At 62.3% G+C, this 24,426-nt stretch carries 17 protein-coding genes and 1 tRNA gene; 8 read left to right on the top strand and 10 right to left on the bottom strand.

Going from position 1 to position 24,426, the window contains the following annotated elements:
• Positions 1–45: 45 nt before the first annotated feature.
• Positions 46–453, bottom strand: coding sequence for an SRPBCC family protein (locus ACT01B_RS21705; protein WP_445145270.1), 408 nt, complete (start codon positions 451–453; stop codon positions 46–48).
• A gap of 36 nt (positions 454–489) precedes the next feature.
• Positions 490–816, bottom strand: a complete 327-nt coding sequence (locus ACT01B_RS21700) for a VOC family protein (protein WP_445145269.1) — start codon at positions 814–816, stop codon at positions 490–492.
• 176 nt (positions 817–992) lie between these two features.
• On the opposite strand from ACT01B_RS21700, the gene ACT01B_RS21695 reads away from it, so the two are divergent.
• Positions 993–2,867, top strand: coding sequence for an MFS transporter (locus ACT01B_RS21695; protein WP_445145268.1), 1,875 nt, complete (start codon positions 993–995; stop codon positions 2,865–2,867).
• A 75-nt stretch (positions 2,868–2,942) separates the two neighbouring features.
• Here ACT01B_RS21695 and ACT01B_RS21690 read toward each other — a convergent pair whose 3' ends face one another.
• The 8 genes from ACT01B_RS21690 to ACT01B_RS21655 all read right to left on the bottom strand — a co-directional run bounded on the left by ACT01B_RS21690 (position 2,943) and on the right by ACT01B_RS21655 (position 8,166).
• Positions 2,943–3,812 (bottom strand): beta-lactamase induction protein, encoded by an 870-nt coding sequence (locus ACT01B_RS21690; RefSeq protein ID WP_445145267.1) that lies wholly within the window; start codon positions 3,810–3,812, stop codon positions 2,943–2,945.
• 129 nt (positions 3,813–3,941) lie between these two features.
• Positions 3,942–4,913, bottom strand: a complete 972-nt coding sequence (gene nudC, locus ACT01B_RS21685; RefSeq protein ID WP_445145266.1) for an NAD(+) diphosphatase — start codon at positions 4,911–4,913, stop codon at positions 3,942–3,944.
• Positions 4,914–4,926: 13 nt separating this feature from the next.
• Positions 4,927–5,304 (bottom strand): iron-sulfur cluster insertion protein ErpA, encoded by a 378-nt coding sequence (gene erpA / locus ACT01B_RS21680; protein WP_266180191.1) that lies wholly within the window; start codon positions 5,302–5,304, stop codon positions 4,927–4,929.
• A 46-nt stretch (positions 5,305–5,350) separates the two neighbouring features.
• The gene (locus ACT01B_RS21675) at positions 5,351–5,773 is read right to left on the bottom strand and encodes a bactofilin family protein (RefSeq protein ID WP_445145265.1); all 423 of its coding nucleotides are present in this window, start codon (positions 5,771–5,773) and stop codon (positions 5,351–5,353) included.
• The gene (locus tag ACT01B_RS21670) at positions 5,760–6,512 is read right to left on the bottom strand and encodes a DUF6776 family protein (RefSeq protein WP_445145264.1); all 753 of its coding nucleotides are present in this window, start codon (positions 6,510–6,512) and stop codon (positions 5,760–5,762) included. The genes ACT01B_RS21675 and ACT01B_RS21670 overlap by 14 nt, the downstream gene beginning before the upstream one ends.
• Positions 6,513–6,718: 206 nt before the next feature.
• Positions 6,719–7,189 (bottom strand): bacterioferritin, encoded by a 471-nt coding sequence (gene bfr, locus ACT01B_RS21665; RefSeq protein WP_445145263.1) that lies wholly within the window; start codon positions 7,187–7,189, stop codon positions 6,719–6,721.
• A 143-nt stretch (positions 7,190–7,332) separates the two neighbouring features.
• The gene (locus tag ACT01B_RS21660) at positions 7,333–7,521 is read right to left on the bottom strand and encodes a (2Fe-2S)-binding protein (RefSeq protein WP_445145262.1); all 189 of its coding nucleotides are present in this window, start codon (positions 7,519–7,521) and stop codon (positions 7,333–7,335) included.
• A gap of 87 nt (positions 7,522–7,608) precedes the next feature.
• Entirely contained in the window at positions 7,609–8,166 is a 558-nt protein-coding gene (locus tag ACT01B_RS21655; RefSeq protein WP_445145261.1) for an RNA pyrophosphohydrolase, read from the bottom strand.
• A gap of 186 nt (positions 8,167–8,352) precedes the next feature.
• On the opposite strand from ACT01B_RS21655, the gene ACT01B_RS21650 reads away from it, so the two are divergent.
• From ACT01B_RS21650 to ACT01B_RS21620, 7 genes are all read left to right on the top strand, one after another.
• Positions 8,353–8,429: transfer RNA gene (locus tag ACT01B_RS21650), tRNA-Met, on the top strand.
• 327 nt (positions 8,430–8,756) lie between these two features.
• Positions 8,757–11,639, top strand: coding sequence for a DEAD/DEAH box helicase (locus ACT01B_RS21645; protein WP_445145260.1), 2,883 nt, complete (start codon positions 8,757–8,759; stop codon positions 11,637–11,639).
• Between the two features lie 19 nt (positions 11,640–11,658).
• Positions 11,659–16,635: an Eco57I restriction-modification methylase domain-containing protein gene (locus ACT01B_RS21640; RefSeq protein WP_445145259.1), complete on the top strand. Its 4,977-nt coding sequence runs from the start codon at positions 11,659–11,661 to the stop codon at positions 16,633–16,635.
• Positions 16,636–16,819: 184 nt separating this feature from the next.
• Positions 16,820–20,767 (top strand): DEAD/DEAH box helicase, encoded by a 3,948-nt coding sequence (locus ACT01B_RS21635; RefSeq protein ID WP_445145258.1) that lies wholly within the window; start codon positions 16,820–16,822, stop codon positions 20,765–20,767.
• A gap of 57 nt (positions 20,768–20,824) precedes the next feature.
• Positions 20,825–21,151, top strand: coding sequence for a transposase (locus ACT01B_RS21630; RefSeq protein ID WP_445144726.1), 327 nt, complete (start codon positions 20,825–20,827; stop codon positions 21,149–21,151).
• Positions 21,148–21,960, top strand: coding sequence for an IS3 family transposase (locus ACT01B_RS21625; protein ID WP_445144727.1), 813 nt, complete (start codon positions 21,148–21,150; stop codon positions 21,958–21,960). The genes ACT01B_RS21630 and ACT01B_RS21625 overlap by 4 nt, the downstream gene beginning before the upstream one ends.
• Before the next feature lie 12 nt (positions 21,961–21,972).
• Positions 21,973–24,423, top strand: coding sequence for a DUF1998 domain-containing protein (locus tag ACT01B_RS21620; protein WP_445145257.1), 2,451 nt, complete (start codon positions 21,973–21,975; stop codon positions 24,421–24,423).
• The last annotated feature ends 3 nt before the right edge of the window (positions 24,424–24,426 follow it).

Raw genomic sequence — 24,426 nt, 5'->3', positions numbered from 1 at the left:
CTTCGGCGCCAGCACCGGCATGGCGTCAACCGCATCGACCGCCAGTCATGTGCTTTCAGCGATCGCCCTGAGCGACTGCAACACTTCAGCAAAATCGCCGGTGACCATCGGCCCGATCTCGGCTGCCAGCGGTCCCGTGATACGGGTGCTGTAGGTGATCCGCGTAAGGCCCGTGGCCAGCGGTTCGATCAAGTGCGCCACGATCACCCGGGTGTCATCGATGACCGTCTCATCCGTGAAGCCCTGGTTCTCCGCCACGGCAGTCAGTGTGCTGACGAAGGCGTCGGTGCCCGGCGGCTGCATGGTGAACGTCGTCCCTGCGGCAAACGGACCATGCAGCTCGATATGCTCGATGCCCGCGTTCCATGCCTTCCATCCCGGCACGTCCGAAAACAGCTGCCAGACCCGCGCCGGCGTGGCGCGGGTTTCGATACTTTCTTCATGAGTCCACATGGCAAACGTTCCCTGTGTCGGGGTTAGAAGCACGCGTCAACGAATGTGTAGGTTGAAGACGAAACCGTAAGGGTCGCGGATATAGCAACGCGGCAAGGACGCATCCTCTTCCGCCACCGTGCAACCCGCTGCGACTAGCCGTTCTCGCATCGCGGCCAGGTCATCGACGAGAAACTCAAAGACCGGCGGATGGGGTTCGCCACGTTCGACATACAGGCAAAACGAACCCGTTTCGAATCCGATCATATGGTCGCTCCGGTAACTCACCGGCAAGCCAAGGACGGAGCCGTAGAAGCTCGCCGCCTGGTCCCAGGCCTCCGTGCGCAGAATGACTTCGCGTGTGGATCGAAGGGTGTCAGCCATGGCGATTGCCCCGGGTGTGGCAGCACGCGGGCTGCGTCAGCAGTCACTCTACGACGGTTCGTCATGCCATGCCCTGGGGCCGCCTGCCCGCGGCGGGCAGCGCGACAGTAGAGCTAGGCATGTGACCTGGCAGATTTCGAGATAGGCTTGACGGCGATTCAACGCCAAGGCCTCGCATGAGCCAGTTCAACCTGCTTGGAAGTCGCCGCTTCGCTCCCTTCTTCTGGACGCAGGCGCTGGGTGCCTTCAATGACAACGCCTTCCGCAACGCCTTGATCATGCTGGTGGCGTTCCAGATGGGCTTGGATGACAAGACGGTGTCGCTGTATACGAACCTCGCGCCCGCGTTGTTCATTATCCCGTTCTTCCTGTTCTCCGCCACCGCAGGACAGCTGGCGGAGAAATACGAGAAGACGCGCATCATCCGTATTGTGAAGCTGTTCGAGATCGGCGCGATGCTGCTGGCGGCGATCGGCTTCTACACGCATCACACCACGTTGTTGTTGATCGTGCTGTTCCTGATGGGACTGCACTCCACCACGTTTGGGCCGATCAAGTACGCCATCCTGCCGCAGGCGCTGAAGCCCGAGGAACTGGTCGGTGGCAACGGCCTGGTGGAGATGGGTACGCAGATGGCCATGCTGATCGGCATGATCGTCGGCAACTCGCTCATGTTGATTGCCGGCTATGGGCCGATCCTCGCTTCGACCGCGACGATCCTGATCGCCGTGCTCGGCTATCTCGCCAGCCGGCGCATTCCGGCCGCGCCGGCGACGGCGCCCGGATTGGTGTTCAACTGGAATCCGTTCACCGAAACCTCGCGCGTGCTCGGCATCACGCGTGAGGACCGCAGGGTATTCAATGCGGTGCTCGGCATTTCGTGGTTCTGGTTCTTCGGCACCGTGCTGGTGGCGCAGTTGCCCGGCTACACGCGCGTGAACCTGGGTGGCGACGGCTCGGTAAACACCCTCGTGCTGACCTTGTTTTCCATCGGCACGGGCGTCGGCGCGCTGTTATGCGAGCGCATGTCGGGACGGCGGGTGGAAGTGGGCCTGGTGCCACTGGGCGCCTTCGGCCTGACCGCCTTCGGTATCGATCTCTATTTCGCCCATCCCGGGGTCGCTGTCACGCATGGACTGGACTGGTGGGCTTTCCTGCGCAGCGCAGGCAGTTGGCGCATCGCCTTCGACCTCACCATGATCGGCGTCTTCGCCGGCTTCTACGTGGTGCCGTTGTTTGCCTTCGTGCAGGCGCGCACGCCGCGTGATCGCTTGTCGCGCGTGATCGCGGGCAACAATATTCTCAACGCCTTGCTGATCTGCCTGGCCGCGGGCTTCGGCTTGGCTATGGGGGCCATGGGTTTCACGGCAGTGCAGATCTTCCTCGCCGCCGCCGTGCTCAATGTGGTCGTGGCCGCCTACATCTTCACCCTCGTGCCCGAATTCCTGATGCGCTTCATCACCTGGGTGCTGGTGAACATCTTGTATCGCGTGCGCGTGGATGGCCTGGACCAGATTCCGGAAGAAGGCCCGGCACTGCTGGTGTGCAACCACGTCAGCTTCATGGACCCGCTGCTGCTGATGGCCAACCTGCGCCGCCCCGCGCGCTTCGTCATGTACTACAAGATCTTCAACATCCCGGTACTGAAGTTCGTGTTCCACACCGCCAAGGCGATTCCCATCGCAGGGCACAGGGAAGATCCCGAAGTCTTGCAGCGGGCTTATGACGAGGTGGATGCGGCGCTCGCGGACGGCGAGTTGGTGTGCATCTTTCCGGAAGGTGGCCTGACCCTTGACGGCGACATCGCACCTTTCCGACAAGGCGTCTCACGCATCCTCGAACGTCGCCCCGTACCGGTAGTGCCGCTGGCGCTACGTGGCCTATGGGGCAGTGTGTGGAGCCGCCGCGATTCGATGCTGCATCGCGCACGCTTGCCGCGCCGCTTTCGCGCACGAGTGGAGCTGGTGGCAGGCGCACCGATGGCGCCGGCCGAGGCGCGCACGGAGGCACTGGAAGCGCGCGTGCGCGAACTACGCGGAGACTTCGCCTGAGCTCGCATCGGGTCTCGACAGTAGCGACGCCGTTGTAGGAGCGCACCCTGTGCGCGAATCAACGCGCCGAAACACTCAACTCATCCACCCAGCCAACACAATCACCGCCACCACGCTAAGCCACGCCAGCAACGCACGCAGCAACGCACCACGCAACCGAATCAGCTCGGCGATCGGATCGAAGCGTTCCTCGGCATACCCATCACCCGCCTCGATATCAACCTGCACATCCGCCCGCGCCGCGGCGCCCAGAAAGCCCGGGCCTTCCACGTACCAGCTACGCGGCGGCTGTTGCTGGTGCCAACGTTTCCACGCACCAATCACCGCATCCCAATGCCCGACCAGCGCCAGCGTGAACACCATCAGCTGCGCGGGCAGCCAGTCGGCCATGTTGGCGAAGGCGTGTGCAGAGGCGCGTGCCTGTGGATCCACACGCAGGGTTTGGTCGCGGCCCAAGGTCTGCGCCAGGCGATAGAGCAGCGCACCCGCAGGGCCCAACAGGAAAAACCACAGCAAGACGCCGAAGCGACGGCGCAGCGCCGCATAAGCCGTCGCCTCGCCCAGGGCAACGGCGTGCCACGCTACGGGTTCACCATCGTCCGACAGCGCCTGTGCGGCAGCCTCCCGCGAGGGTTGGTCGGGCGCCTTGAGGATGGCTTCCAGGTCAGCCTCGAACGCGTGCGGGCCAAAGCAGTACAGCAGCACCACCAGCGAAAAGATCAGGCGCAGCAGATCGGCGCCCGGAACCAGGCTGATCAGCCAGATCGCCAGCGAGCAAAGCGCCACAGGTACACCCAGAGTCACCGCGACACGCGCCGGTCCACCGGTGTCCCCCAGCTGCGCCACCCAGCGGCGGAAGCCGCCATCGCCGCGCCAATGCGCCAGCTGTGGCATCACATGCACCAGACCGAGTGCGATGAGGGCGGTAAGCAGGCTGACAGCCATGGGTGCAGCTCTCCGATTGAGTGGCCGCATTGTAGGCCAAGGCCAGCGAATAGCACGGCGCAAGCGCCATGACAGCTTGGCGACAACAACAGGCTTACACAGCGACCGCGCGAGCGGTCGCTGAAGGACTCAGCGCTTGGTCTGCGCGATCAACGCGTCGAGGTCGAGCCCCGCGCGCTGCTGCAGCCAATGCGCCAGCAACTGGTACGACACCGAAAGCCGCAACGAGGGCAGGAAGCTGCCGTCGGCGAGACCGTCGACGATGTCCTGTGGGGTAAACCAGCGCGCCTCTTCCAGCTCGTGATCGCGCAGGCGGATTACGCGTGACACGGCCGTCGCGGTGAAACCCACCATCAGCGATTGCGGCAACGGCCATGGCTGCGAGGAGTGATAGCGCACCTCGCCCACGACGACGCCCGATTCCTCGGACACTTCGCGGCGTACGGCGTCTTCCAGTGCCTCACCGGGTTCGACGAAACCGGCCAGGGTGGAATAGCGACCCTTGGGCCAACCGGCCTGGCGGCCGAGCAGGCAGGCACCTTCGTGTTCCACGATCACGATGACGGCGGCGTCGGTGCGCGGAAAATGCACGCGCCCGCAGGCTTCGTTGGTGCATTGTGCGCGGTGGCCGGAGGCAACCAGGATCACCGGTGCGCCGCAGTGCGCGCAGTAGCGGGTTTCACGCTGCCAATGCGCCAGCCCCTTGGCATAGGCGAACAGGCCCGCCTCGTCGGCGGCCAGTTGCAAGCCCACATCGCGCAAACCGGCGCGGCGGGCGCCGAGCGCGCTTTCCATCTCGGTCGCCTGGTTGCCGTCGTCCATGGCCAGCAGGAAATGCGGTCGCTCGCCGGCAAAACCTAAAAACGTCGCCTTGAGCTCGCCCAGCAAGCGTTCGCGCTCGCCGCTGTCGAGCCAGCGCAGCGCCTCGCGATCGGGCAGCAGGTAGGTTTGGCCCAGCGCATCCAGCAGCAGGTAGCGGGCATGCTCGGAACTCGCCTGCTCGTTCACCCACAGCGACTCGTCGCGTCGCTCGGCGACCCGGTCCAGGATCAGGCTTAGTCCCGCGAAGGTATTGAGTCGCGGCAAGGTGGTGCGTTCCATGCCGTGACGATGCTCAGGCAGAAAAGGACGAACCGCAGCCGCAGGTGCTCTTGGCGTTGGGGTTGCGGATGACGAACTGCGAACCGCTGAGGCTTTCCGAGTAGTCGATCTCGGCGCCGGTCAGGTACTGCAGCGACAGCGGGTCGACCAGCAGGGTGACCCCTTCCCGGTCGAGCGCAAAGTCGTCCTCGGCCTGGGCCTCGTCAAACGTGAATCCGTACTGGAAACCTGAACAGCCGCCGCCGGTGATGTACACGCGCAGCTTCAGCTCTGGGTTGCCCTCCTCAACGATCAGCTCGTGCACCTTGCGGGCAGCGGCTTCCGTGAAGACCAGAGGCGCACCAGCGCTGCGGTAATCCGGGACAGTGGGAAACGGGATGACGGTATCCATGGCGTTCTAATGGGGGCACAGCGGCTAAGGCGCAAGCATAGCGCGATCAGGCCGGCACCACCTCGATGCCAGCCAGCTGCGGTGCAGGAAGCTCCCGCGGCCGGTCGACGGCCAGATGGCTCATGCGTCCGTTGACTTGAGCGCCCGCGGCCATTTCCAGCGTCCGGTAGTTCACGTCGCCGGTAATGCGCGCCTGGGGTGCCAGCTCAAGGCGCTCCCCGGCATGGATGTCGCCGTGCACCTCGCCATTGATGATGGCGTGCGGTACGCGGATCTCACCCTGCACGACACCGTTCTCGCTCAGCGTGAACACGGCATGCTCCTCAACGGCGAGTACGGCGCCCTCGATCCGGCCATCCAGGTGCAGCGCGCCGCTGAAGTGCACATCACCGCGGATCACCGTGCCGCGCGCGATCAGGCTGGTGTCGTGGCTGGTGGGCGATCGGTCCGGGCGTTTACGGTTGAGCATCCTGTTCTCCATGGGTCGGTGTGAGGTTGCCAGACAGCGCATCGCCCCAGGTGACCGTCCGGCTGACCGCTTCGTCACCGGTCGGCTGGGCCTGGATCAGCAGGCGGGTGGGGCGGAAGTCGGCGGGCAGCACAATGGTGCCGTGCAGCTGCTGGAAGTATTTGAAGCGAAAAGCCATGCCGCCGCTCTGGGCGGTGTCGCCCAGCGCCGGCCAGTCGAGCCGGACCACCTTGTCGCCACGCAAGCCTTCGACGCTGATCGTGGCGGTACCGGTCACGTCCTCGCCGCGCTTGGCGTTCTGGGTGATGCTCAGGGTGAGGTTCCAGGCCCGCGAGTTGGCCACCGGTTGCAGGCGCACTTCCTGCACCTTGAGACCCTCGCGCTGGGTGTCGCCACCGGTCAGGCGCGAATAGAAACCCAGGTCGGTGCGCAGGCCATTGATCTCTTCTTCCCGCTCCGCCAGGGTCTGCCGCAGCGATTTCGTCGCGATATCGCCCACCTGCTCGGCGCGCTGCAGGTTGGCAACCTGTTGCTTGAGATCATCATTTTCCTGGGTCAGCGTCTTGAGCTGCCGTTGCTCCTTGGCGGCCGGCGTCGCGCGACGCACCGTGGCGCCAACGATCAGCGCCACCAGCAACAGGCTGATCAGCCAGGCCGCCCCCAGCCACAGCACACGCCGACGCTGCCCAGCCGCGTCATGCGGCCGAACCACGAATCGCGGTGGTGGGCGTGAAGCCATGCACGGCCTTCCCAGGAAAAGGCAAGGTATAGCCGTGCCCTGGCAGGAGCGTCAAGGAACAGCGCCACGCTTCCAGCCCACGAACCCCCGCCTAATCCGTCATCCCAGCGAAAGCTGGGATCCAGCGCCTTTGCATGGTTCTGAAGGCGCCGGATGACCGACTGATCTGTATTAAAGCGTCTCCAGCTTCGCCAGCCCGTAGGCGCTCAGCTGTCCATCTTGCTCTGCAAGTAGCGCTCGGCGCTGATGTCCTTGACCAGGCTGAACTGGGTTTCCAGCCAGTCGATATGCTCTTCTTCGTCGTGCAGGATGTTCTTGAACAGGTCGCGGCTGATGTAATCCGCCTTACCTTCGCTGTAGGCGATCGCCTCGCGCAGATCCTTCACCGCCGCCATTTCCAGGTCGAGGTCACCCTTCAGGCATTCCAGCGGATTCTCGCCAATACGCAGCTTGCCCAGATGCTGCAGATTCGGCAGCCCATCCAGGAAAAGAATGCGCTCGATCAGATGATCGGCGTGCTTCATTTCCTCGATCGATTCCTTGTACTCATGCGCGGCCAGTTCGCCGTAACCCCAGTTCTTGTACATCCGGTAATGCAGGAAGTACTGGTTGATGGCGGTCAGCTCGTTGTAGAGCACCTTGTTGAGGAACTCGATGACCTTGGCGTCGCCCTTCATGAGAAGTCTCCTTGCGTCTACAGCGCTCGACTATACGGCGTCCCAACAAGGGCTGACGAAACGAGAATTGCTATGGATTGCCCATAGCAAAACGCGCGGCCAAGGCCGCGCGCTGTAGCGCCTAACGCAGGTTCGAAGCCGACTCAGGCGGCAGCAAAAATCGGCAGCGGGAACGCCACTTGGGCGACGGCCTGATCGAGCGTGGCGCGTGCCTCTTGCTCGCAGGTGCCGCAACAGTCGGAACACCCTGTGCGGGACTGCAGCTCGGCAAAACTTTGCACGCCATCGGCCGCGGCGCGGCGGATGTCATGGTCGGTAACGGCGTTGCACATGCAGATATACATGGCACATATGGGAACGCAAATGCGAATGATTGTCAACACATCGCTTGGCGGCCCCGGGCAGCCTTGGCTTTCGGTTCAGGCAGCGGCCCAACCCTTGCCGGGATGGCCGTCGGGATCGTGCTCGCCACGCTGGGGCAGTTCACCCACCTGGACGCTGAGCAGCGACTCCACCAGCGGCGCGAACTGGCGCAGCGCCCGTTCGTACACCTGGCGCTTGAAATTGACCACATGCGAGGCCGGGTACCAGAAATCCACCCAGCGCCAAAGGTCGAACTCGGGCTTTTCGCAGGCGTCCAGGCGCAGGGCATTCTCTTCGCCCACCAGCCGCAGCAGGAACCACACCTGTTTCTGGCCGATGCAGGTCGGGCGCTGGTGGTGGCGTACATAGCGGCTCGGCAGGCGATAACGCAGCCAGCCGCGGGTGGCGCCAATCACTTCCACATGGTGGGCAGCGAGCCCGGTTTCCTCTTCCAGTTCGCGATACATCGCTTCCAGCGGCGTCTCGTCGCTGCGCATGCCGCCCTGGGGGAACTGCCAGCCATCACGATTGACGCGGCGCGCCCAGAATAGTCGGCCGTCTGCATTAAGCAGCACGATGCCCACATTCGGACGGTAGCCATCAACGTCGATCATGTCGCCTCCTGAGGCTGCTGGCGCGACCAAAATTCGCGCGTCCAGAACGCCTTAGCTGGGGATGATTCAACCATAGCGCAGGAAGTGGCGGCAAGCGGAACACTTGAACCGAAAGGCAGGGGCCATTAGACTGCCGGGCCCCGCCTGATCGACGTCACGTCGACGACAGTGCCGGGCGGCACCCAAGGCTATGTAGCTCAGCCGGTTAGAGCACAGCACTCATAATGCTGGGGTCGGTGGTTCGAGTCCACCCATAGCCACCATCGAATTTAGCAAAAAGCCCCTTAATTACACGCACTTATGTGGCCTACCCAGTAGGGCGCGTGGCGGCGCTTTGCGCTGGGGTCATGCCCGTGACAGTCCGTGACACATTCCGTGACAGTCGTGACGGGCTCGGAGTCCGAGAAATAACCAAAACGACCCTAACCCTCCGTGGCACATTGTTGCGATGACGGGATTCTGAGGGCGGCTTGCATGCACGTTTAATCCGATTCGGGACCCGCGGGCCGGGAAGCTCAATGCGTGGCCCTCCTTGTTCTGCGTGGCTCCCTGAGCCAGCATGCAGCGTCATAGGAAGAGGGGCTCAGGAATTGGACACGACGGTAGCGCCGGGCGCACGCGTACTCATCCGCGATGAGGAGTGGTTGGTGCGGCGGGTGGACCCGTCTAGCGACGGCGGTGACCTGCTCATCTGTGACGGTGTATCGGAGTTGGTGCGTGGCCGTTCCGCCCAGTTTCTGACCCGTCTGGAAGAGCGCGTTGACGTGCTCGACCCTGCCAAAACCGAGTTGGTGGCGGACGACTCCAACGCGTTTAACGCCTCGATGCTGTACATCGAGAGCGTGCTGCGGCGGAACCTGCCCAACGACCAGGCCATCCGCCTCGGCCATCGCGCCGTGATGAACCTAGTGCCCTACCAGCTCGATCCGGCACTGCAGGCGCTGGCCCAGCCGCGCCAGCGCATACTGATCGCCGATGCCACAGGCCTGGGCAAAACGCTGGAAGCGGGCATTCTCGCCACCGAGCTGATCCAGCGCGGCCGCGGTGCACGCATCCTGGTGATCACACTCAAAAGTATGCTCACTCAGTTCCAGAAAGAGTTCTGGAGTCGCTTCTCCATCCCGTTGGTTCGCCTGGATTCCACCGGCCTGGCGGCCGTGCGCAACCGCATCCCCGCCAACCACAACCCATTCAACTTCTACGACCGCACGATCATCTCGATCGACACGTTGAAGAACAACCTCGAATACCGCAATTACCTCGAGAACGCGTGGTGGGACATCATCATCATTGATGAATGCCACAACGTCGCGGCGCGGGCGCAGGAAAGTGGCTTGTCCCGCCGTGCTCGGCTGGCGCGCTTGCTGTCCACCCGCTCGGACACACTGATGCTGCTCTCGGCCACACCGCACGACGGCTCGGCCCGTTCGTTCGCCTCTCTGATGAGCCTGCTCGATCCCACGGCCATCAGTGATCCGGACGATTACACCCCGGAGGACTACCGCGACAAGGGCCTGGTTATCCGTCGCTTCAAGAAAGACATCCGCGATCAAGTCGAGCGCGACTTCAAGGACCGCATCACCAGCGTGCACCGCGCGCAGGCCACACCCGCCGAAGAGCAAGGGTTCGAGGCACTGCTGGAGATCCCGTTTACCCAGGCCGGCAAACGCCAGAGTGGTCGCCAGCACGAACTGCAGCGCGTGGGCGCCCAAAAGGGCCTGTTCTCCAGCCCGGCCGCGGCGCTGCAATCGGCTCGAAGTCGCATGGCCACCCTCGCTAGGCGCGCCGAGCAAACCGCGGACGAACGTGCCGAGCACGAGGCGTTAGAAAATTTTGTTGCGCGACTTCAGTCCATTGACGCTGCCGGCTTCAGCAAATACCAGCGGCTACTCGTCCTGCTGCGTGACACCGACTACGCCTGGTCCCCGTCCCACGCCGACGACCGTCTGGTGATCTTCTCTGAACGCATCGAGACGCTGCACTTCCTGCAGCAGCACCTGCGCGCGGACCTGCGCCTGAAGGAAAACGAGGTCGGCGTCCTGCATGGTGGCCTCGGCGATACCGAGCAGCAGGCGCTGGTCGAGCGCTTTGGTCGCAGCGAGGATCCTATCCGCGTACTGCTGTGCTCAGACGTGGCCTCCGAAGGTCTCAACCTGCACTACTTCAGCCACCGCTTAATTCACTTCGATTTGCCGTGGTCGTTAATGGTGTTCCAGCAGCGCAACGGCCGCATCGACCGCTACGGCCAGACCAAGCAGCCGCTGATCACCTACTTGCTCACTGAAACCGCCGTCGAGCGCATCCGCGGCGACCTGCGCATTCTCGAAGTGCTACAGCAAAAAGACGAGCGTGCCAACCGCGATCTAGGCGATCCCAGCGCCTTCATGAACCTGCACGACCCCGACTTGGAGGCGCGCAAGGTCAGCGAGCTGATGGCCGAGGGCACCGCCGCTGAGGTCGTGGCCGAACAACTGGAGCACGAAGCTACCCAGCCGAGTGAAGGCGAGGGCGACTGGCTGCTTCAGTTCTTCAATGGTGCGGCCGAGGCGGCACCGTCCCCTCTGGACCAGATCAAACCCATGCCCAGCCTGTTCGCCGACGACTACGCCTTCGCCAAGACCGCACTGGAAGAACTCGGCCGGGCCAGGCCCATTGCCCAGCTCTCGTTCGACGATGGCCAGCGCACGCTCTCGCTCACCGCACCGGCGGACCTGAAACAGCGCCTGCGCCAGATTCCACGCGAGGCCATCGCAGACAACGACCGCTATGTCCTGAGCGCCAATGCCGAGCGCGTGGCCGACGCCATTGAGCGCGCCCGCCAGGCCAAGTCGGAAGAACAGAGCTGGCCGGCCGTGCATTATCTGTGGCCACAACATCCCATCGTGGAATGGCTGCGCGATCGCGTGCTCACACATTTTGGCAGGCACTCCGCGCCCGTCATTCGCTCACCCCAATTGGCCGAGGGCGAGCGTGCTTTCGTACTGATGGGCCTGATCCCCAACCGTAAGGGGCAGCCCCTGCTGGTGGATTGGCAGGTCGCTGTGCTCAAGGGCGATGCATCGATCATGCTGGAGCCGTTCACGACATTCAGTGAGCGTGCCCAGCTCAGGGCCGGTACGTTGCCCAATCCTGGGAAGCCGCTAGATGCCGCCGTCTTGCAGCACGACTTGCGCCGTGCCGTTGCGCACATGCAGCAACACATGCGCGAACGCCAGCAACACTTTGCCGCCGACATGGCCGAACGTCTGCGAAGCACCCTGGCTAACCTGAAGCGCCTGCAGGACAAGCAGATCGAGCAGCTTGAGCTGCGCCTGGAGCACCAAGGCGGCCTGCAAAGCCTGGTGCAGGGAAAGCGCGCACAACGCGAGAGTCAGATCCGCAAGGTGTTCGACGATTACGAGGTTTGGGTGCGCGACACCCTGCAAACCGAACCGCACCCGCACCTGCAAGTGCTCGCCGCCGTATGCCGGTGAGCAAGAGGAACTACCGCTGATGGCCGTGGAAAACGCCGACGTCTTTGCCGGCATCGCCAACGAAAACGAGTTCTACGGTCACCACTACCTGGCCGAGGTGTTCAAGGGCGACATTCGCGAGCGCCTGGACGCTTGGAACGCGCGCGAGGAGGCCGCCAAGGCTGACGGAGGCGACTGGCGCAGTCCGCAACGCGTGCTCGCCGGTTGTGGCGGCCGCTGGTTCCGCCAGCGCGAAAAGGTAGGTTCCATCCAGGACCCCGATACTTTCCTCTCTGCCGTCGCCGAACTTCAGCGCCCGCTGTTAGCGGCGCTCGGCTATGCCATCACTCCCAGCGTGCTCACCCTGGTCGCACACTCACCATTGCGAATCTGGCAGCGCCTCGGTCCCCCCGATCGCGCTGCGCAACTGCTGGTGATTCCCGCCGCTATCCCCGGCCATGCAGACGAGGACATCCTCGATCAGCCGATCGACCTCTCGGTCTATCCCGGCGATCCGCCGAAAGACGCAAAAGACGCCACGTGGGCCAGCTGGCTGTCCGACGCCGTATTTGGCGCCGACGATGCGCCGCGGTTCGTGTTGCTGGTGGGCCTGGACGACTGGCTGTTGGTTGACCGCTACAAGTGGCCCAACAATCGCGCCCTGCGTTTCACCTGGGCCGAGATCCTCGACCGTCGCGACACGCCCACAATGGAAGCCACCGCCGCGCTGTTGTATCGCGAAAGCCTGGCGCCGGACGATGGCAGCATCCTGCTTGATGGCCTCGATGAGAACGCCCACAAGCACGCCTTCGGTGTCAGCGAGGATCTGAAATACGCCATCCGCGGAGCGATCGAGCTGCTCGGCAACGATGCTGCGACCCAGCTGCGCACCCTGGCCGAGGAGCAAAAAAAGTCGGTGTTCTCCGGTCGCGGCGAGCTTGATGCCGAACAGCTCAGCCTCGAATGCCTGCGTCTGATGTATCGCTTGCTGTTTGTGTTCTACATCGAGGCGCGCCCGGAGCTGGGTTATGTGCCGATTCAGCGCAGCGAAACCTATCTCAAGGGTTATAGCCTCGAATCGCTGCGCGATCTGGAGCAAGTGCCACTGAGCACGCCGCAGGCGCGCGACGGGTTTTACTTCGATGCCACCTTGAAGCGCCTGTTTAGCCTGATCCACGAAGGCAGCGAGGCGGCGGTCAACCCCGGACTGCGAGGTCACGCCGCCAGCGTCAAGGACGCTTTCACGCTCGCCCCGCTCGATAGCCGCCTATTCGACCCCGCCGCCACCCCGCTGCTCAATCGCTTAGCGTTTCCGAACCATGTTTGGCAATCGGTCATCGGCCAGATGTCGCTCACCCGTGGTAAGGGGCGTCTGCGTCGCGGTCGGGTCAGCTACCAGCTGCTGTCGATCAATCAGCTCGGCGCGGTCTATGAGGCGCTGCTGTCGTACCGTGGTTTCTTCGCCAAGGAAGATTTGTTCGAGGTGCAGCCCGCGCCAAAGAAGACCCGTGCTAGCGGCGATGACGACGATGAAGACACCCACGAGGAAGAGGGAGGCAGCGGCACCGACGTTATGGACAGCGCTTGGTTCGTCCCTGAGGGACGCATCAGAGAATACAGAGACAACGAGCGGGTCACCTTCGTCAACGACGACGGCCACAAGCAACTGCGTCGCTATCCCAAAGGCAGCTTCATCTACCGCCTCGCTGGCCGCGACCGCCAGAAGAGCGCCAGCTATTACACCCCGCAGGTACTCACCCAGTGCCTGGTCAAGTACGCGCTAAAGGAATTGCTGGTCGGCAAGAAAGCCGATGACATCCTTGCGCTCACCGTTGTTGAGCCGGCCATGGGTAGCGCCGCGTTCCTGAACGAGGCGGTCAATCAGCTCGCCGAAAAATACCTGGAGCTGAAACAGGAAGAAATGAAACGCCGCATACCGCACGACGACTATCCGCGCGAGCTGCAGAAAGTGCGCATGTACCTCGCCGACCGCAACGTTTTTGGCGTAGATCTCAACCCCATCGCGGTTGAGCTGGCCGAAGTCTCTCTGTGGCTCAACGCCATTTACGGCGACGGCGAGGACGAGCAAGGCCACCCCCGCCCAGCGCGCGTGCCGTGGTTCGGCTACCAGCTGTTCGACGGCAACAGCCTCATCGGCGCGCGCAACGAGGTGTATCCCGCCAGCAGCTTGCTCAAGGGCGCCAGGCCGGCCTGGCATGAAGAGGCCCCGCGCCGACTCGATCCGCAGCAGCCCGACCGAAAATCTAGCGAGGTCTACCACTTCCTGCTGCCCGACCCAGGCATGGCCAGCTACACCGACAAGGTCGCCAAGAGCCTCTACCCGGATGACTTTGAGCGCCTCAAGCAATGGCGCAAGGCGTTCTGCAAACCACTCGAAGCGCATGAGATCGGTCGTCTGCAGCAACTCAGCAACAAGGTCGACCAGCTGTGGGCCGAGCACATCCACATCTTGGCTCGCGATCGCAGGGCTACTGAAGACCCGCTCAGCGTCTGGCCGCAGCGCGATGTCGCCGCGTCGGTCAGTAGTCGCGCTGATAAGGAGGCCACCCGCAAGCAGGGCCTGTTCAACGAGGACGCCGATGAAGCCACACCTTACCGCCGCTTGAAGCTAGTGATGGATTATTGGTGTGCATTCTGGTTCTGGCCCATCCAGCAAAGCGCCAACCTGCCCGGTCGTGAGGAATGGTGGATGGAGATTGGAGCCATCCTTGAAGGCAATATCGTCGATTTCGCCCCGCAATCCTCGCTCGACCTTCAGGCCACTGCAGCACCGCAGGCACCTGCCCCCAAACCGCAAGCCACGCTGACTGGATTCGAGGCCCAACTCGAGCTCACCGCTACGCCCGTGCAACCGACCCTGCACGATCGCTTCGGCCGTCTGCGCATCAACCGCTTACGCGAAGTGTTCCCGCGCATCGCCGGCGTGGAAGCTATCTCCCGCCAGCGCCGCTTCATGCACTGGGAGCTCACCTTTGCCGACGTTTTTCGCGATCGAGGCGGTTTCGATCTGGTGCTAGGCAATCCACCATGGCTCAAGGTGGAGTGGAACGAATCCGGCGTGCTGGGCGAGGCGAACCCGCTGTTTGCGATCCGCAAGTTCAGCGCCAGCGACTTGATGAAATTGCGCGCGGAGGCGTTCGAGCGTTTCCCTAGGTTGCAATCCGACTGGACGGCTGAGCTGGAGGAGGCGGAAGGTACCCAGGCCATGCTCAATGCGGTCCAGAACTATCCGTTGCTCAAGGGCGTGCAATCCAATTTGTATAAGTGCTTCATGCCGTTGGCCTGGCGGCTGGCTGGCAGTCGTGGCTTCACCGGCTTGCTGCATCCGGAGGGGCCGTATGACGATCCCAAGGGCGGCAACCTGCGCGAGGCGATGTATGCTCGCTTACGTTCGCACTTCCAGTTTATGAACGCGCTGATCTTGTTTCCTATCGGCGTCACGAGAACGTGGAGTGTAAACATCTACGGTCCGGAGCGAGTCCAAGTTGACTTCGAACACATAGCCAATCTTTTCTCTCCCTCCACCACAGATGGCTGCTATCAGTATTCCGGCACTGATCCGGTCGGTGGGATTAAGACAATTGCTGGACAATGGAACACCGCCGGCCACCGCGACCGCATCGTGCACGTGGACGATGCCGTGCTTGCCGTCTTCGCGAAGCTATACGACGAACCTGGCACGCCACCGCGCCGTGCGCGTCTGCCGGCGCTGCACGCCGGTGCGCTCAACAGTGTGCTTCGCAAGCTAGCCGACTATCCGCGCCGACTCGGCGATCTGGGTCAGAACTTCTATACCAGCGAGATGTGGCACGAAACCAGCCAGCAAAAGGACGGCACCATCGTCCGCCGTGCGTCTGGCGACAATCACTTTCCTGACACGACAGCCGATTGGATACTATCCGGCCCACACTTTTTTCTCGCCAACCCTTACAACAAGACACCGCGCAGTGTATGCACGGAAAAGGGCCATTACGACGTACTCGACCTGGAAACCTTGCCAGAACATTATCTGCCGCGCAGCAACTATCACCCCATGTCCGACCGTGCCGAATACGCACGCCGCATTCCGCGCGTGAGCTGGGTGGAGGAGGGTGAGACGGCGGCAAGGTCGGTGACGGATTACTACAGGCTTTGCTTCCGGGGCATGCTCTCGATTTCCGGAGAGCGAACCATTACAGGTGCGTTAGCCCCGCTGGGTGTTGCTCATATACATGGCGTGCAGAGCAATGCATTTCATCGCATTGTGGATTTGCTCGGCGCAGGGATCGTTACTTCATCACTGCTCGCCGATTTCTATATAAAGACAATTGGTCGAAGTAATTTGCATGGCACGTGGTTGTTGCTTCCAAAGATGGATGTCGCCTCCGAAGTTGCGTCTCGATATCTCGCGCTCAACTGCCTCACTTCCCACTACGCTGACCTCTGGCAAGAAGTCTTTGACCTGGCTTTCACGGACCAGCGCCGGAGCCAGCCCGACAACCCGCGCCTGCCACAAGACTTCTTCGCCAACCTCGCTAGCGACTGGACCCGTGACTGCGCGCTGCGCACCGACTACAGCCGACGGATGGCCCTGATCGAGATCGACGTGCTGGTCGCTCGGGCTCTTGGCCTCACCCTCGACGAATTGTTGCTGATCTACCGTGTACAGTTTCCGGTGATGCTGCAATACGAGCGCGACACCTGGTACGACATCCACGGTCGCATCGTCTTCACCAACTCCAAAGGCCTCGTTGGCGTCGGCCTCCCCCGCAAAGGCGCTCGCAAAGAACCGCCCACCGTGATCACTCTTCCCGATGGCAAGGTCGTCAAAGGCAACCACGGTTGGGAAGACGTCAAAGACGCCCCCGAGGGCACCGTCATCGAGCAGACCGTCAGCGACGACACCCTTCCCAACGGCTCCCGCGAAAAAAGTCGCCGCTACGAAGCGCCCTTCACCCTCGCAAACCGTGAAGCCGACTACCGCATTGCCTGGGATTTTTTTGCAACAGGTGTCTGAGACATGATTGCAAAGAACTTCCCATCAATGATCGAGTTACTGACTGGCTAATGAGTGAAGAATGTTTGGCCACGGTGTCGCTTAAGAAGCAGAATCAACGAACGATAACAACGTATACGTTGTCGTGACCCACCAAGCTCATTCAGTCAGCGGTGTGCTGGCATGAGTGGAAACAGGGAAAACCATGCTGCCGTCCATCCTTGCCCACGAGATTCGCGAAAGCACACGTCGCTTTCTGGTCACAGCGTACGAACCGTCTGATACGTTCTTTGGCGGCGTGGTGCAGCGTTTCGTCGAAGGCATGGATGGCGTCGGCAAGGGGCCCTATCTGCAGGCGGGATTGCCGTTTCGTACGGGCGTGGAGGGGACGGGCTTTTTCGGTGGGTTCACATTACCCAACCCAGGCTACAGCCATCAGGAATCCGCTTGGCAGCGTCTGGCAAGTGATCGTGATGCGGCGAATACGCTGGTGGCCACCGGTACCGGCAGCGGTAAGACGGAATGTTTTCTTTATCCCCTGCTTGACCATTGCGTGCGAACGCGCGCACTCGGCCAGGTCAAAGGCATCAAGGCGCTGGTGATTTACCCGATGAACGCTCTGGCCAGCGACCAGGCCCGGCGTTTTGCTGAGGTGATTGCCGGTACGCCGGTGTTCAAGGACCTGAGAGTTGGCTTGTATGTTGGCGGGGGCAAGGGTAAGCCCGGCAGCGGCGCATCGATGACGGCAACGACGGTGATCACCGATCGGGACAGCTTGCGCAAAGCGCCTCCGGACATCTTGCTGACCAACTACAAGATGCTCGACTACCTGCTGATCCGCCCCAAGGATCGGCCCCTCTGGGCGCACAACGGTCCAGACACCTTACGATACGCAGTAGTGGACGAATTGCACACCTTCGATGGTGCGCAGGGTACAGACCTGGCCATGCTCTTACGCCGGTTGCGGGCCCGCCTGAATACACCTGATGGGCACATGATCTGCGCAGGCACCTCGGCCACGCTAGGTGATGGCGATACCTCGCCGTTGCGTGATTACGCGCGACAGATCTTTGGCAGCGAGTTTCCGGCTGCCTCGGTCATCACCGAGAGTCGCGAGAGTGTGGCGGACTTTCTGGGCGACGCCACCATCGAACACGTCTTGCAGGGGCGTGATGACATTGGCGAAACCCTGGATGCGGCGCGCTATCGTTCGCAGGAAGCGGCCATCGAGGCATGGTTCCCATTGTTCTTCTCGGGGCTGCCGGTACCGGCAAACGTGAGAGATGACCTATGGCGTAGCGAGCTGGGTGCGCTGCTGAAGCGGCATCTGCTGGTGCACAACTTGCTACGTGTACTCAAGGGAGGTATCGGCGAGTGGCCCCAGCTGAAGGAGCAACTGACCGGTCCAATGCCCGCGATCGCGCGGCCGCATGCAGAGCGAGTGTTGGATGCGCTAGTGGCCCTGCTGGCATGGGCGCGTGATCCGGCCAATCCCCGCCGCCCGCTGGTGACCTTGCGAGTGCAGTTGTGGATGCGCGAACTGCGGCGCCTGGTTGCAAGCGTGCGCCCGGAAGGCAAGCAGGTGGCGTTGCGTTCGGCCGCGGACCTGAAGGCGGCACCGGAGGGCATTCATCTGCCGCTGGTGCAATGCACAGAGTGTCACACGACCGGTTGGCTGGCACGCCGACCGGACAGTGCCACGCGCTTAGATACTGAGTTGGAGTCGATCTACAACGCCTGGTTCCGTTCGGCCCCGGAAGTGTCGCGCCTCTATCCTGCGACGGGTATGCGGCCGCAGTGCGATGCGCGCCATCAAAACCTGTGCGGACGCTGTGGCTCGCTGCAAGACGGCGATGGTAAATGCGGAGCTTGTGGTCATGAAGAACTGACCCCTGTCTGGGAGATCCTGGAACAGCGTCAGACCGAGCGAGCAGGGGTGACCTTCAATTGGCACGTGCCGGTGTGCCCCGCTTGCAGCACGCGCGATCGCCTGCTGTTGCTTGGTGCACGCAATGCCACGCTGGGGGCGCAGCTTATCGAGCAGAGCTGGGCTACGCCATATAACGATGACAAGAAGCTAATCGCATTCTCCGACTCGGTACAGGATGCCGCACACCGCTCCGGCTTCTTCAGCAGCCGCACCTATCTCAACAATGTGCGCATGGCAATGACGCGCACGCTGCAGACGATGGCCATGCCCTCGGTGCCGTGGCTGCAGTATCTGCAGAAGTTGCCAGCGCTATGGCTTGATCCAGCGTGGTCCGCTCGTCTGACACCGGAACAGTTCGTCACCGAGTTCATCGGCCCAAACATGATGTGGCAAGCCGACTGGGAACGTCTGCAGTCGACAGGGCACCTGCCTGCCGATGGCCGGCTGCTGGAGCGGGTAAGCAAGCGCCTGGCTTGGCAGGCCGTGGCGGAATTCACTTATCTCAGTCGACGCGGTCGCACCCTCGATCGTCTCGGTTTGGCGACATTGACACTGCCGGCGGATGCGTTGGACGCGGTGGCTGGCTCGTTAAGCGACACCTTGCGTGAACAGTTTGGTCTGCACGGTCTGACCATGCCGCGCGTATTGCAATGGTTGTGGGGCTTCCTGATCCATCTGCGTCAGCGGGGTGCAGTGAGTCACCCAGAGATGGAACACTACGCCCGGGAGGGTGGGCTGTTCAGTTTTCGCGCCAATCAGAGGCGTGAAGACTGGTTGCCCGTCATGGGCTCCAAGGCGGCGCATCCGGCGATGCTCACTTTGGGTCGGCACGCTGATTTTGATCGTTTGGTACAAGGCCAGGGCCGCAGTTGGTACCAACAATGGTTGGCGGCTTGCCTCGGGCAAGACGTGTTGCTTCCGAAGCGGGGTGATGAGGACATCTACCTGGCAGCTATCGATGCCTTGTTGGCCGACGGCGTATTGGTGGCGGCGGAAGGTGTTCCTGGGCGCTCGCTCGCCCTTGCCGCAGATCGCCTGCACCTCGAATCGCGCGTGGTACAGCTACGCTCGGCACAGGGTAAGCGTGCGTTGACGGTGGCGGCGGATCTGGTCGAGCGTTTGTTGGGCATGCCCTGCGTCGATGCCATGCAGGACAGTTACACCGAAGCGCAGGCGGTGAACGGGGCCGATGCGTGGATGGCCCGACGGTTTCGCGAGGGCGATATTCGGCGGGTGATCGCGGCCGAGCATACTGGTCTGCTCGAGCGCGAGCAGCGTGAGGCGCTGGAAATCCGCTTCAAAGCGCGCCCGCCCGTCAGCAAACCGTGGTACGAAAACCTGTTATCAGCCACGCCCACGCTGGAAATGGGCGTGGACATCGGTGACCTATCATCGGTGCTGCTGTGCTCGGTGCCGCCGACGCAGGCCAGTTACCTGCAACGCATCGGTCGTGCTGGCCGCCGGGATGGCAATGCAGTGGTGGTGACCCTGGCCGACGGTGCCAGTCCACACGATCTTTACTTCTACGAGCAACCTCTGGAAATGATGGCCGGCGAGGTCAACCCACCGGGAGTGTTCTTGCAGGCTGCCGAGGTCATGCGCCGCCAGTTGCTGGCTTTCTGTATCGATAGCTGGGTCGCAACGGGCATTCCGGAAACGTCCTTTCCCGACAAAACTAGTGTGGCGCTGGATGCGGTCGAAAAGAACGAACTTGGCCGTTTCCCGTACAACTTGCTGACCTACGTGCAGCAAAACGAAATGACGTTGCTTGAGCGATTCTTCGGCCTGCTGGGCGATGACGTGCAGTCACGAGTGCGTGACCGCCTGAGCGACTACATGCTGGGTCAGGGTGATCTCGACGGCCTGCGCATCGGACTCCTAAAGTTGCTGGAGGAGCTGGCACGGGAGCGCGCCAACTTGCGGCGTCGGGCGGAGGAAGGCAAACGGCTGATCCAGGTGCTCCGGCAGCAACCCGCTGACGAGGCTACCCAGGTCCAGATCGATGAGTTGGCGCGCGAGCGTGACTCGGCACTAGGGCAGGCCCGGGAGATTGGCGCGCGTGAACTGCTGGGCACGCTCACCGATGCTGGGCTGATTCCGAACTATGCATTTCCCGAGGCGGGCGTCGAACTCAAGTCCTTGCTGTGGCGCAAACGCGGTGATGGCGAGGAGGGTTCCGGTGCTTACGTCACGCTTCCAGCGCAGACCTATGAGCGCCCCTGAAGTGGCCGGGTATTTCTGGACCACCGGATAGGAGCAAAATCTCCTACGAGGTGAACCATGGGTCATAGAAAGATTGCCGCTGCGGTGAAGGCAGAGGCCATTCGGTTGGTCGTTGAGGCGGGCTATTCCCCGCCGCAGGCGGCGCAACTGACAGGGGTTGGGCCGACGGCGCTGCGTCGTTGGGTCCAAGCGTGGCGCGCACATCAAGCGCAAATTCCCAGCGGCGTCGCCGATCAGCAGCGCCTCATTCGGGAGCTGCAGGAGCAGCTGAAGGCTTCGGAAGAAGCGCGCGAGGCCCTGGCACAAGAGCGCGATACCCTAAAAAAATCGTTGCCCTCTCACCTCGCCGTGCTCTTTCAACGGCGCAGGCGCTCGACAAGGTGAGAGGGGAGGTATCCATCCGGCGCATCCATCGGCTGCTGGGTTGGTCGCGCAGTAGCTATTACGCCGCACCGCGTCCGGCGCCGGTCGTGGATGAAGTCATCGCCCGGAAGGTTCGCCACCTCCACGCCAAAAGCAACCGCAGCTGCGGCGCCCGCACCCTGGCGCACGGGCTGCGTCGGGCCGGCATCCCGACCGGGCGAGAACGGGCCGCCACGATCATGCGTCTGATGAACATCACGGCCAAGACGAAGCGTTTTCAGCACTACCGTCGCAACACCAAGCCGGCGCCCGCGGAAAACCTTCTCGCGCGCCAGTTCGATCCGGGCCGCCCTAACCAGTCCTGGGCCAGTGACATCACCTACATCCCGACCCGTCAGGGCTGGCTTTACCTGGCCATCGTGGTCGACCTGTTTTCCCGGCGCATCATCGGTTGGGCGACCGCGCAGGTGGCTGATGCGCGGCTGGCTCTTGCGGCCAGCGAACTGGCGTTCGCCATCCGCCAGCCCGGACCCGGGCTCATCGTGCACTCCGATCAAGGGTGCCAGTACACCGCGGACCTTTATGTCACTCATTTGCAGCAACACGGTGCCGTGCAAAGCATGAGTCGTACAGGTAATTGTTGGGACAACGCGGTGGTCGAGCGCGTCTTCCGCAGCCTAAAACAGGAATGGATCGACGGAACCTACCCAACGCGCGAACAGGCGCGTCATGCCGTGATCGACTACGTCGCACGCTACTACAATCACGAACGTCTACACTCCACGCTCGATTACCGGCCGCCCGCCGAGTTTGAGGCACTGGCGGCTTAACGCTCCTATCTCTTGGTCCAAAAAAAGCCGGCCACTACACCCGCGTCGTCTGCACTGTCCGAGTTCGCGCCAGAAAACCGCTTCTATGCCAATCGGCGCCGCGTCGAAATTGATCAGGTCAACATGGAGCTGGCCAAGGCCGAACAGTGGCGGTTGTGCCCGGCCTGCCATCACATGGAAAACGTGGACCAGACCGGTGACGCCCACGCCGCCTGCCCACGTTGCGGCGATGCGATGTGGGCCAATGTGACGCAGAAGCGGACGCTGCTTCGCTTTAGGCAGGCCATGGCCAACGCCAACGATCGCTACGCACGGATTGATGACAGCAGCGATGACCGCGAACCGCGCTTCTTCCTGCGCCAGCTGCTAGTGGATTTCGAGCCGGATGCGGTGGAGATCGCCTGGAAGCTGGAGTCGGATGCCTTGGCGTTCGGTTTCGAATTCATCCGTCACGCGAATTTTCGCGATATAAACTTTGGCGAACGTGGAAAGGCCGGCGAGAGTTTCCGCGTTGCCGACCAGGAGTCGGTGCGGCCCGGATTCAAGCTATGCCGTCATTGCGGCATGGTGCAAAAGCCGCCGCGACGCAACCCGGCAGGCGAGGCGGGCCCGGCCCAGACGCATATGCGCGACTGCCAGGCGTATGGCAGTGACGATCCGAAGCACATCATCGATTGCTTGTACCTGTATCGCGAGTTTGCCTCCGAGGCATTGCGTATCCTTGTCCCATACACGCGATCGGGCCTGGACGACACTGTACTGCAGTCGTTCATGGCCTCGTTGCAGCTGGGGCTGAAGAAGCGCTTTGGTGGCAAGGTGGATCACTTGCGCATCACGGCGCAGGAAGAGCCCGGCAAAGAGGGCGCCCCGAGGCGACACTACGTGTTGCTGTACGATTCGGTGCCTGGTGGTACCGGCTACCTGCACCAGCTGCTGAGCCAGGATGCGCAGACGCTGGGCGAGGTCCTCAAGCAAGCGTATGCCGCAATCCAGAGTTGCGCGTGCAACGAGAATCCGGAAAAGGACGGGTGCTATCGCTGCCTGTATCAGTATCGGCAGGGGCGGGCTATGGCCATGGTGTCGCGTCGCTCGGCGGCCGCAGTGCTGGGCGATCTGGTGGGTTCACTTGACCGTCTGGAGCGGGTCAAATCCATTTCGGAGATCTTCATCAACCCGCAGTTCGATTCTGAGCTGGAATCGCGCTTCGTGGAAAGCTTGCGTCGCTTGAGCGGCGTCGAGAAGCTGCCCACGATCCGCGTCATGCAGGAAGTTGTACAGGGCAAAACGGGTTATCTGCTGGAGGTGGGTGCCGAACGCTACTGGATGCGTACCCAGGTGGACATCGGCCTGGAGCAGGGCGTGGTTGCTGCTTCACGACCGGACTTCCTCCTGGTGCCCGTGCGCCCGGGAACTTCGCGTCGGCCGATCGCCGTCTTCGCCGATGGTTGGGCTTACCATCGCGATTGCCTGCGCGAGGATGCGCGCAAGCGCTCTGCACTTGTCGCTAGTGGTCGCTACTGGGTGTGGTCGGTGACATGGGATGACGTGGCTGCAGCCCTGTCCGGATCGGTCAGCAGCGACGTCGATGTGGTGGCACTGCATCGTCGTGCCGATACAGATACTTTGGCCAAACATGCGATGGACAGTTTGGGTGTCGCTCCACCAGCTACCCCAGAGAACGCGGTGGCATCGTTGTTGCGTTGGCTGGCGGTTTCCAACAATGCAGAATTGCCGGACTTGGGGCTGGCCCGGCAACAACGCCAGGCGGCGGTCTTGGTTTGCCGGCTGACCGTACCGTCGAACAACGTGGAACACGCTCTTGCAAAAGCTACGGTAGAGCGGTTGTCCGCAGCCCTTCCAGAGGGCATGAATACTGCCCCTACAGGAGCGTCCAATGCGCTGTCTGCCCGTGCGGATGGCCCGGTAGTCGCAAGTTTGGCATGGCCTTCGGGTTATATGACAGGCGATTTCTCAGCCGGCTATGGCGTCGTCCAATTGCACAGCTTGCGTGCTGCAGATGCCCTAGCGTTGAAGTCTGCATGGCAACAATGGTTGGTGCTGTTCAATCACTTACAAGTGTTGCCAAATCTGTTCCTGGTGGAAGATGAAGGAATTGTCCACGGTGACTACCTGGACTTGGCCAAACAGCGCACCGTCTCTGCCTCTGACGCCGAAGATAGCGTATGGGCACAAGTCGTGGCCTCAACACTCGAGTCCATGCGGGCTGGGCTCGAATCCTTGCGTGCACAAAACGTTGAACCACCTGACCAAGTCGGCTTTGAATGGGAGTCGGGTGGCGAGGTGGTCGCCGAGGCCGAGCTGATCTGGGAATCAGCGCGTGTAGTCGTTTTAATGGCCTCGCAAGTGGAGCAACTGGAGCGCTGGAAGGCGCAGGCGTGGAAGGTGGTGCTCGGCGATGATCCCGAGTGGGCCAGCCATGTATCGACGATGATCAAGGAGTAACCG

The organism is Dyella sp. Tek66A03, from assembly GCF_052567735.1.
The sequence above is the reverse complement of the archived record's forward strand: the minus strand, read 5'-3'. Positions and strand labels throughout refer to the sequence as shown.

What these genes read in the sequence shown, in the direction of transcription:
- ACT01B_RS21675 (WP_445145265.1), bottom strand. Translation starts at nt 5,773, where the DNA reads ATGCTCAACCGTAAACGCCCGGACCGATCGCCCACCAGCCACGACACC.
- ACT01B_RS21695 (WP_445145268.1), top strand. Translation starts at nt 993, where the DNA reads ATGAGCCAGTTCAACCTGCTTGGAAGTCGCCGCTTCGCTCCCTTCTTC.
- nudC (WP_445145266.1), bottom strand. Translation starts at nt 4,913, where the DNA reads ATGGAACGCACCACCTTGCCGCGACTCAATACCTTCGCGGGACTAAGC.
- bfr (WP_445145263.1), bottom strand. Translation starts at nt 7,189, where the DNA reads ATGAAGGGCGACGCCAAGGTCATCGAGTTCCTCAACAAGGTGCTCTAC.
- ACT01B_RS21670 (WP_445145264.1), bottom strand. Translation starts at nt 6,512, where the DNA reads ATGGCTTCACGCCCACCACCGCGATTCGTGGTTCGGCCGCATGACGCG.
- ACT01B_RS21655 (WP_445145261.1), bottom strand. Translation starts at nt 8,166, where the DNA reads ATGATCGACGTTGATGGCTACCGTCCGAATGTGGGCATCGTGCTGCTT.
- ACT01B_RS21705 (WP_445145270.1), bottom strand. Translation starts at nt 453, where the DNA reads ATGTGGACTCATGAAGAAAGTATCGAAACCCGCGCCACGCCGGCGCGG.
- ACT01B_RS21640 (WP_445145259.1), top strand. Translation starts at nt 11,659, where the DNA reads ATGGCCGTGGAAAACGCCGACGTCTTTGCCGGCATCGCCAACGAAAAC.
- ACT01B_RS21660 (WP_445145262.1), bottom strand. Translation starts at nt 7,521, where the DNA reads ATGTGCAACGCCGTTACCGACCATGACATCCGCCGCGCCGCGGCCGAT.
- ACT01B_RS21630 (WP_445144726.1), top strand. Translation starts at nt 20,825, where the DNA reads ATGGGTCATAGAAAGATTGCCGCTGCGGTGAAGGCAGAGGCCATTCGG.
- ACT01B_RS21635 (WP_445145258.1), top strand. Translation starts at nt 16,820, where the DNA reads ATGCTGCCGTCCATCCTTGCCCACGAGATTCGCGAAAGCACACGTCGC.
- ACT01B_RS21690 (WP_445145267.1), bottom strand. Translation starts at nt 3,812, where the DNA reads ATGGCTGTCAGCCTGCTTACCGCCCTCATCGCACTCGGTCTGGTGCAT.
- erpA (WP_266180191.1), bottom strand. Translation starts at nt 5,304, where the DNA reads ATGGATACCGTCATCCCGTTTCCCACTGTCCCGGATTACCGCAGCGCT.
- ACT01B_RS21700 (WP_445145269.1), bottom strand. Translation starts at nt 816, where the DNA reads ATGGCTGACACCCTTCGATCCACACGCGAAGTCATTCTGCGCACGGAG.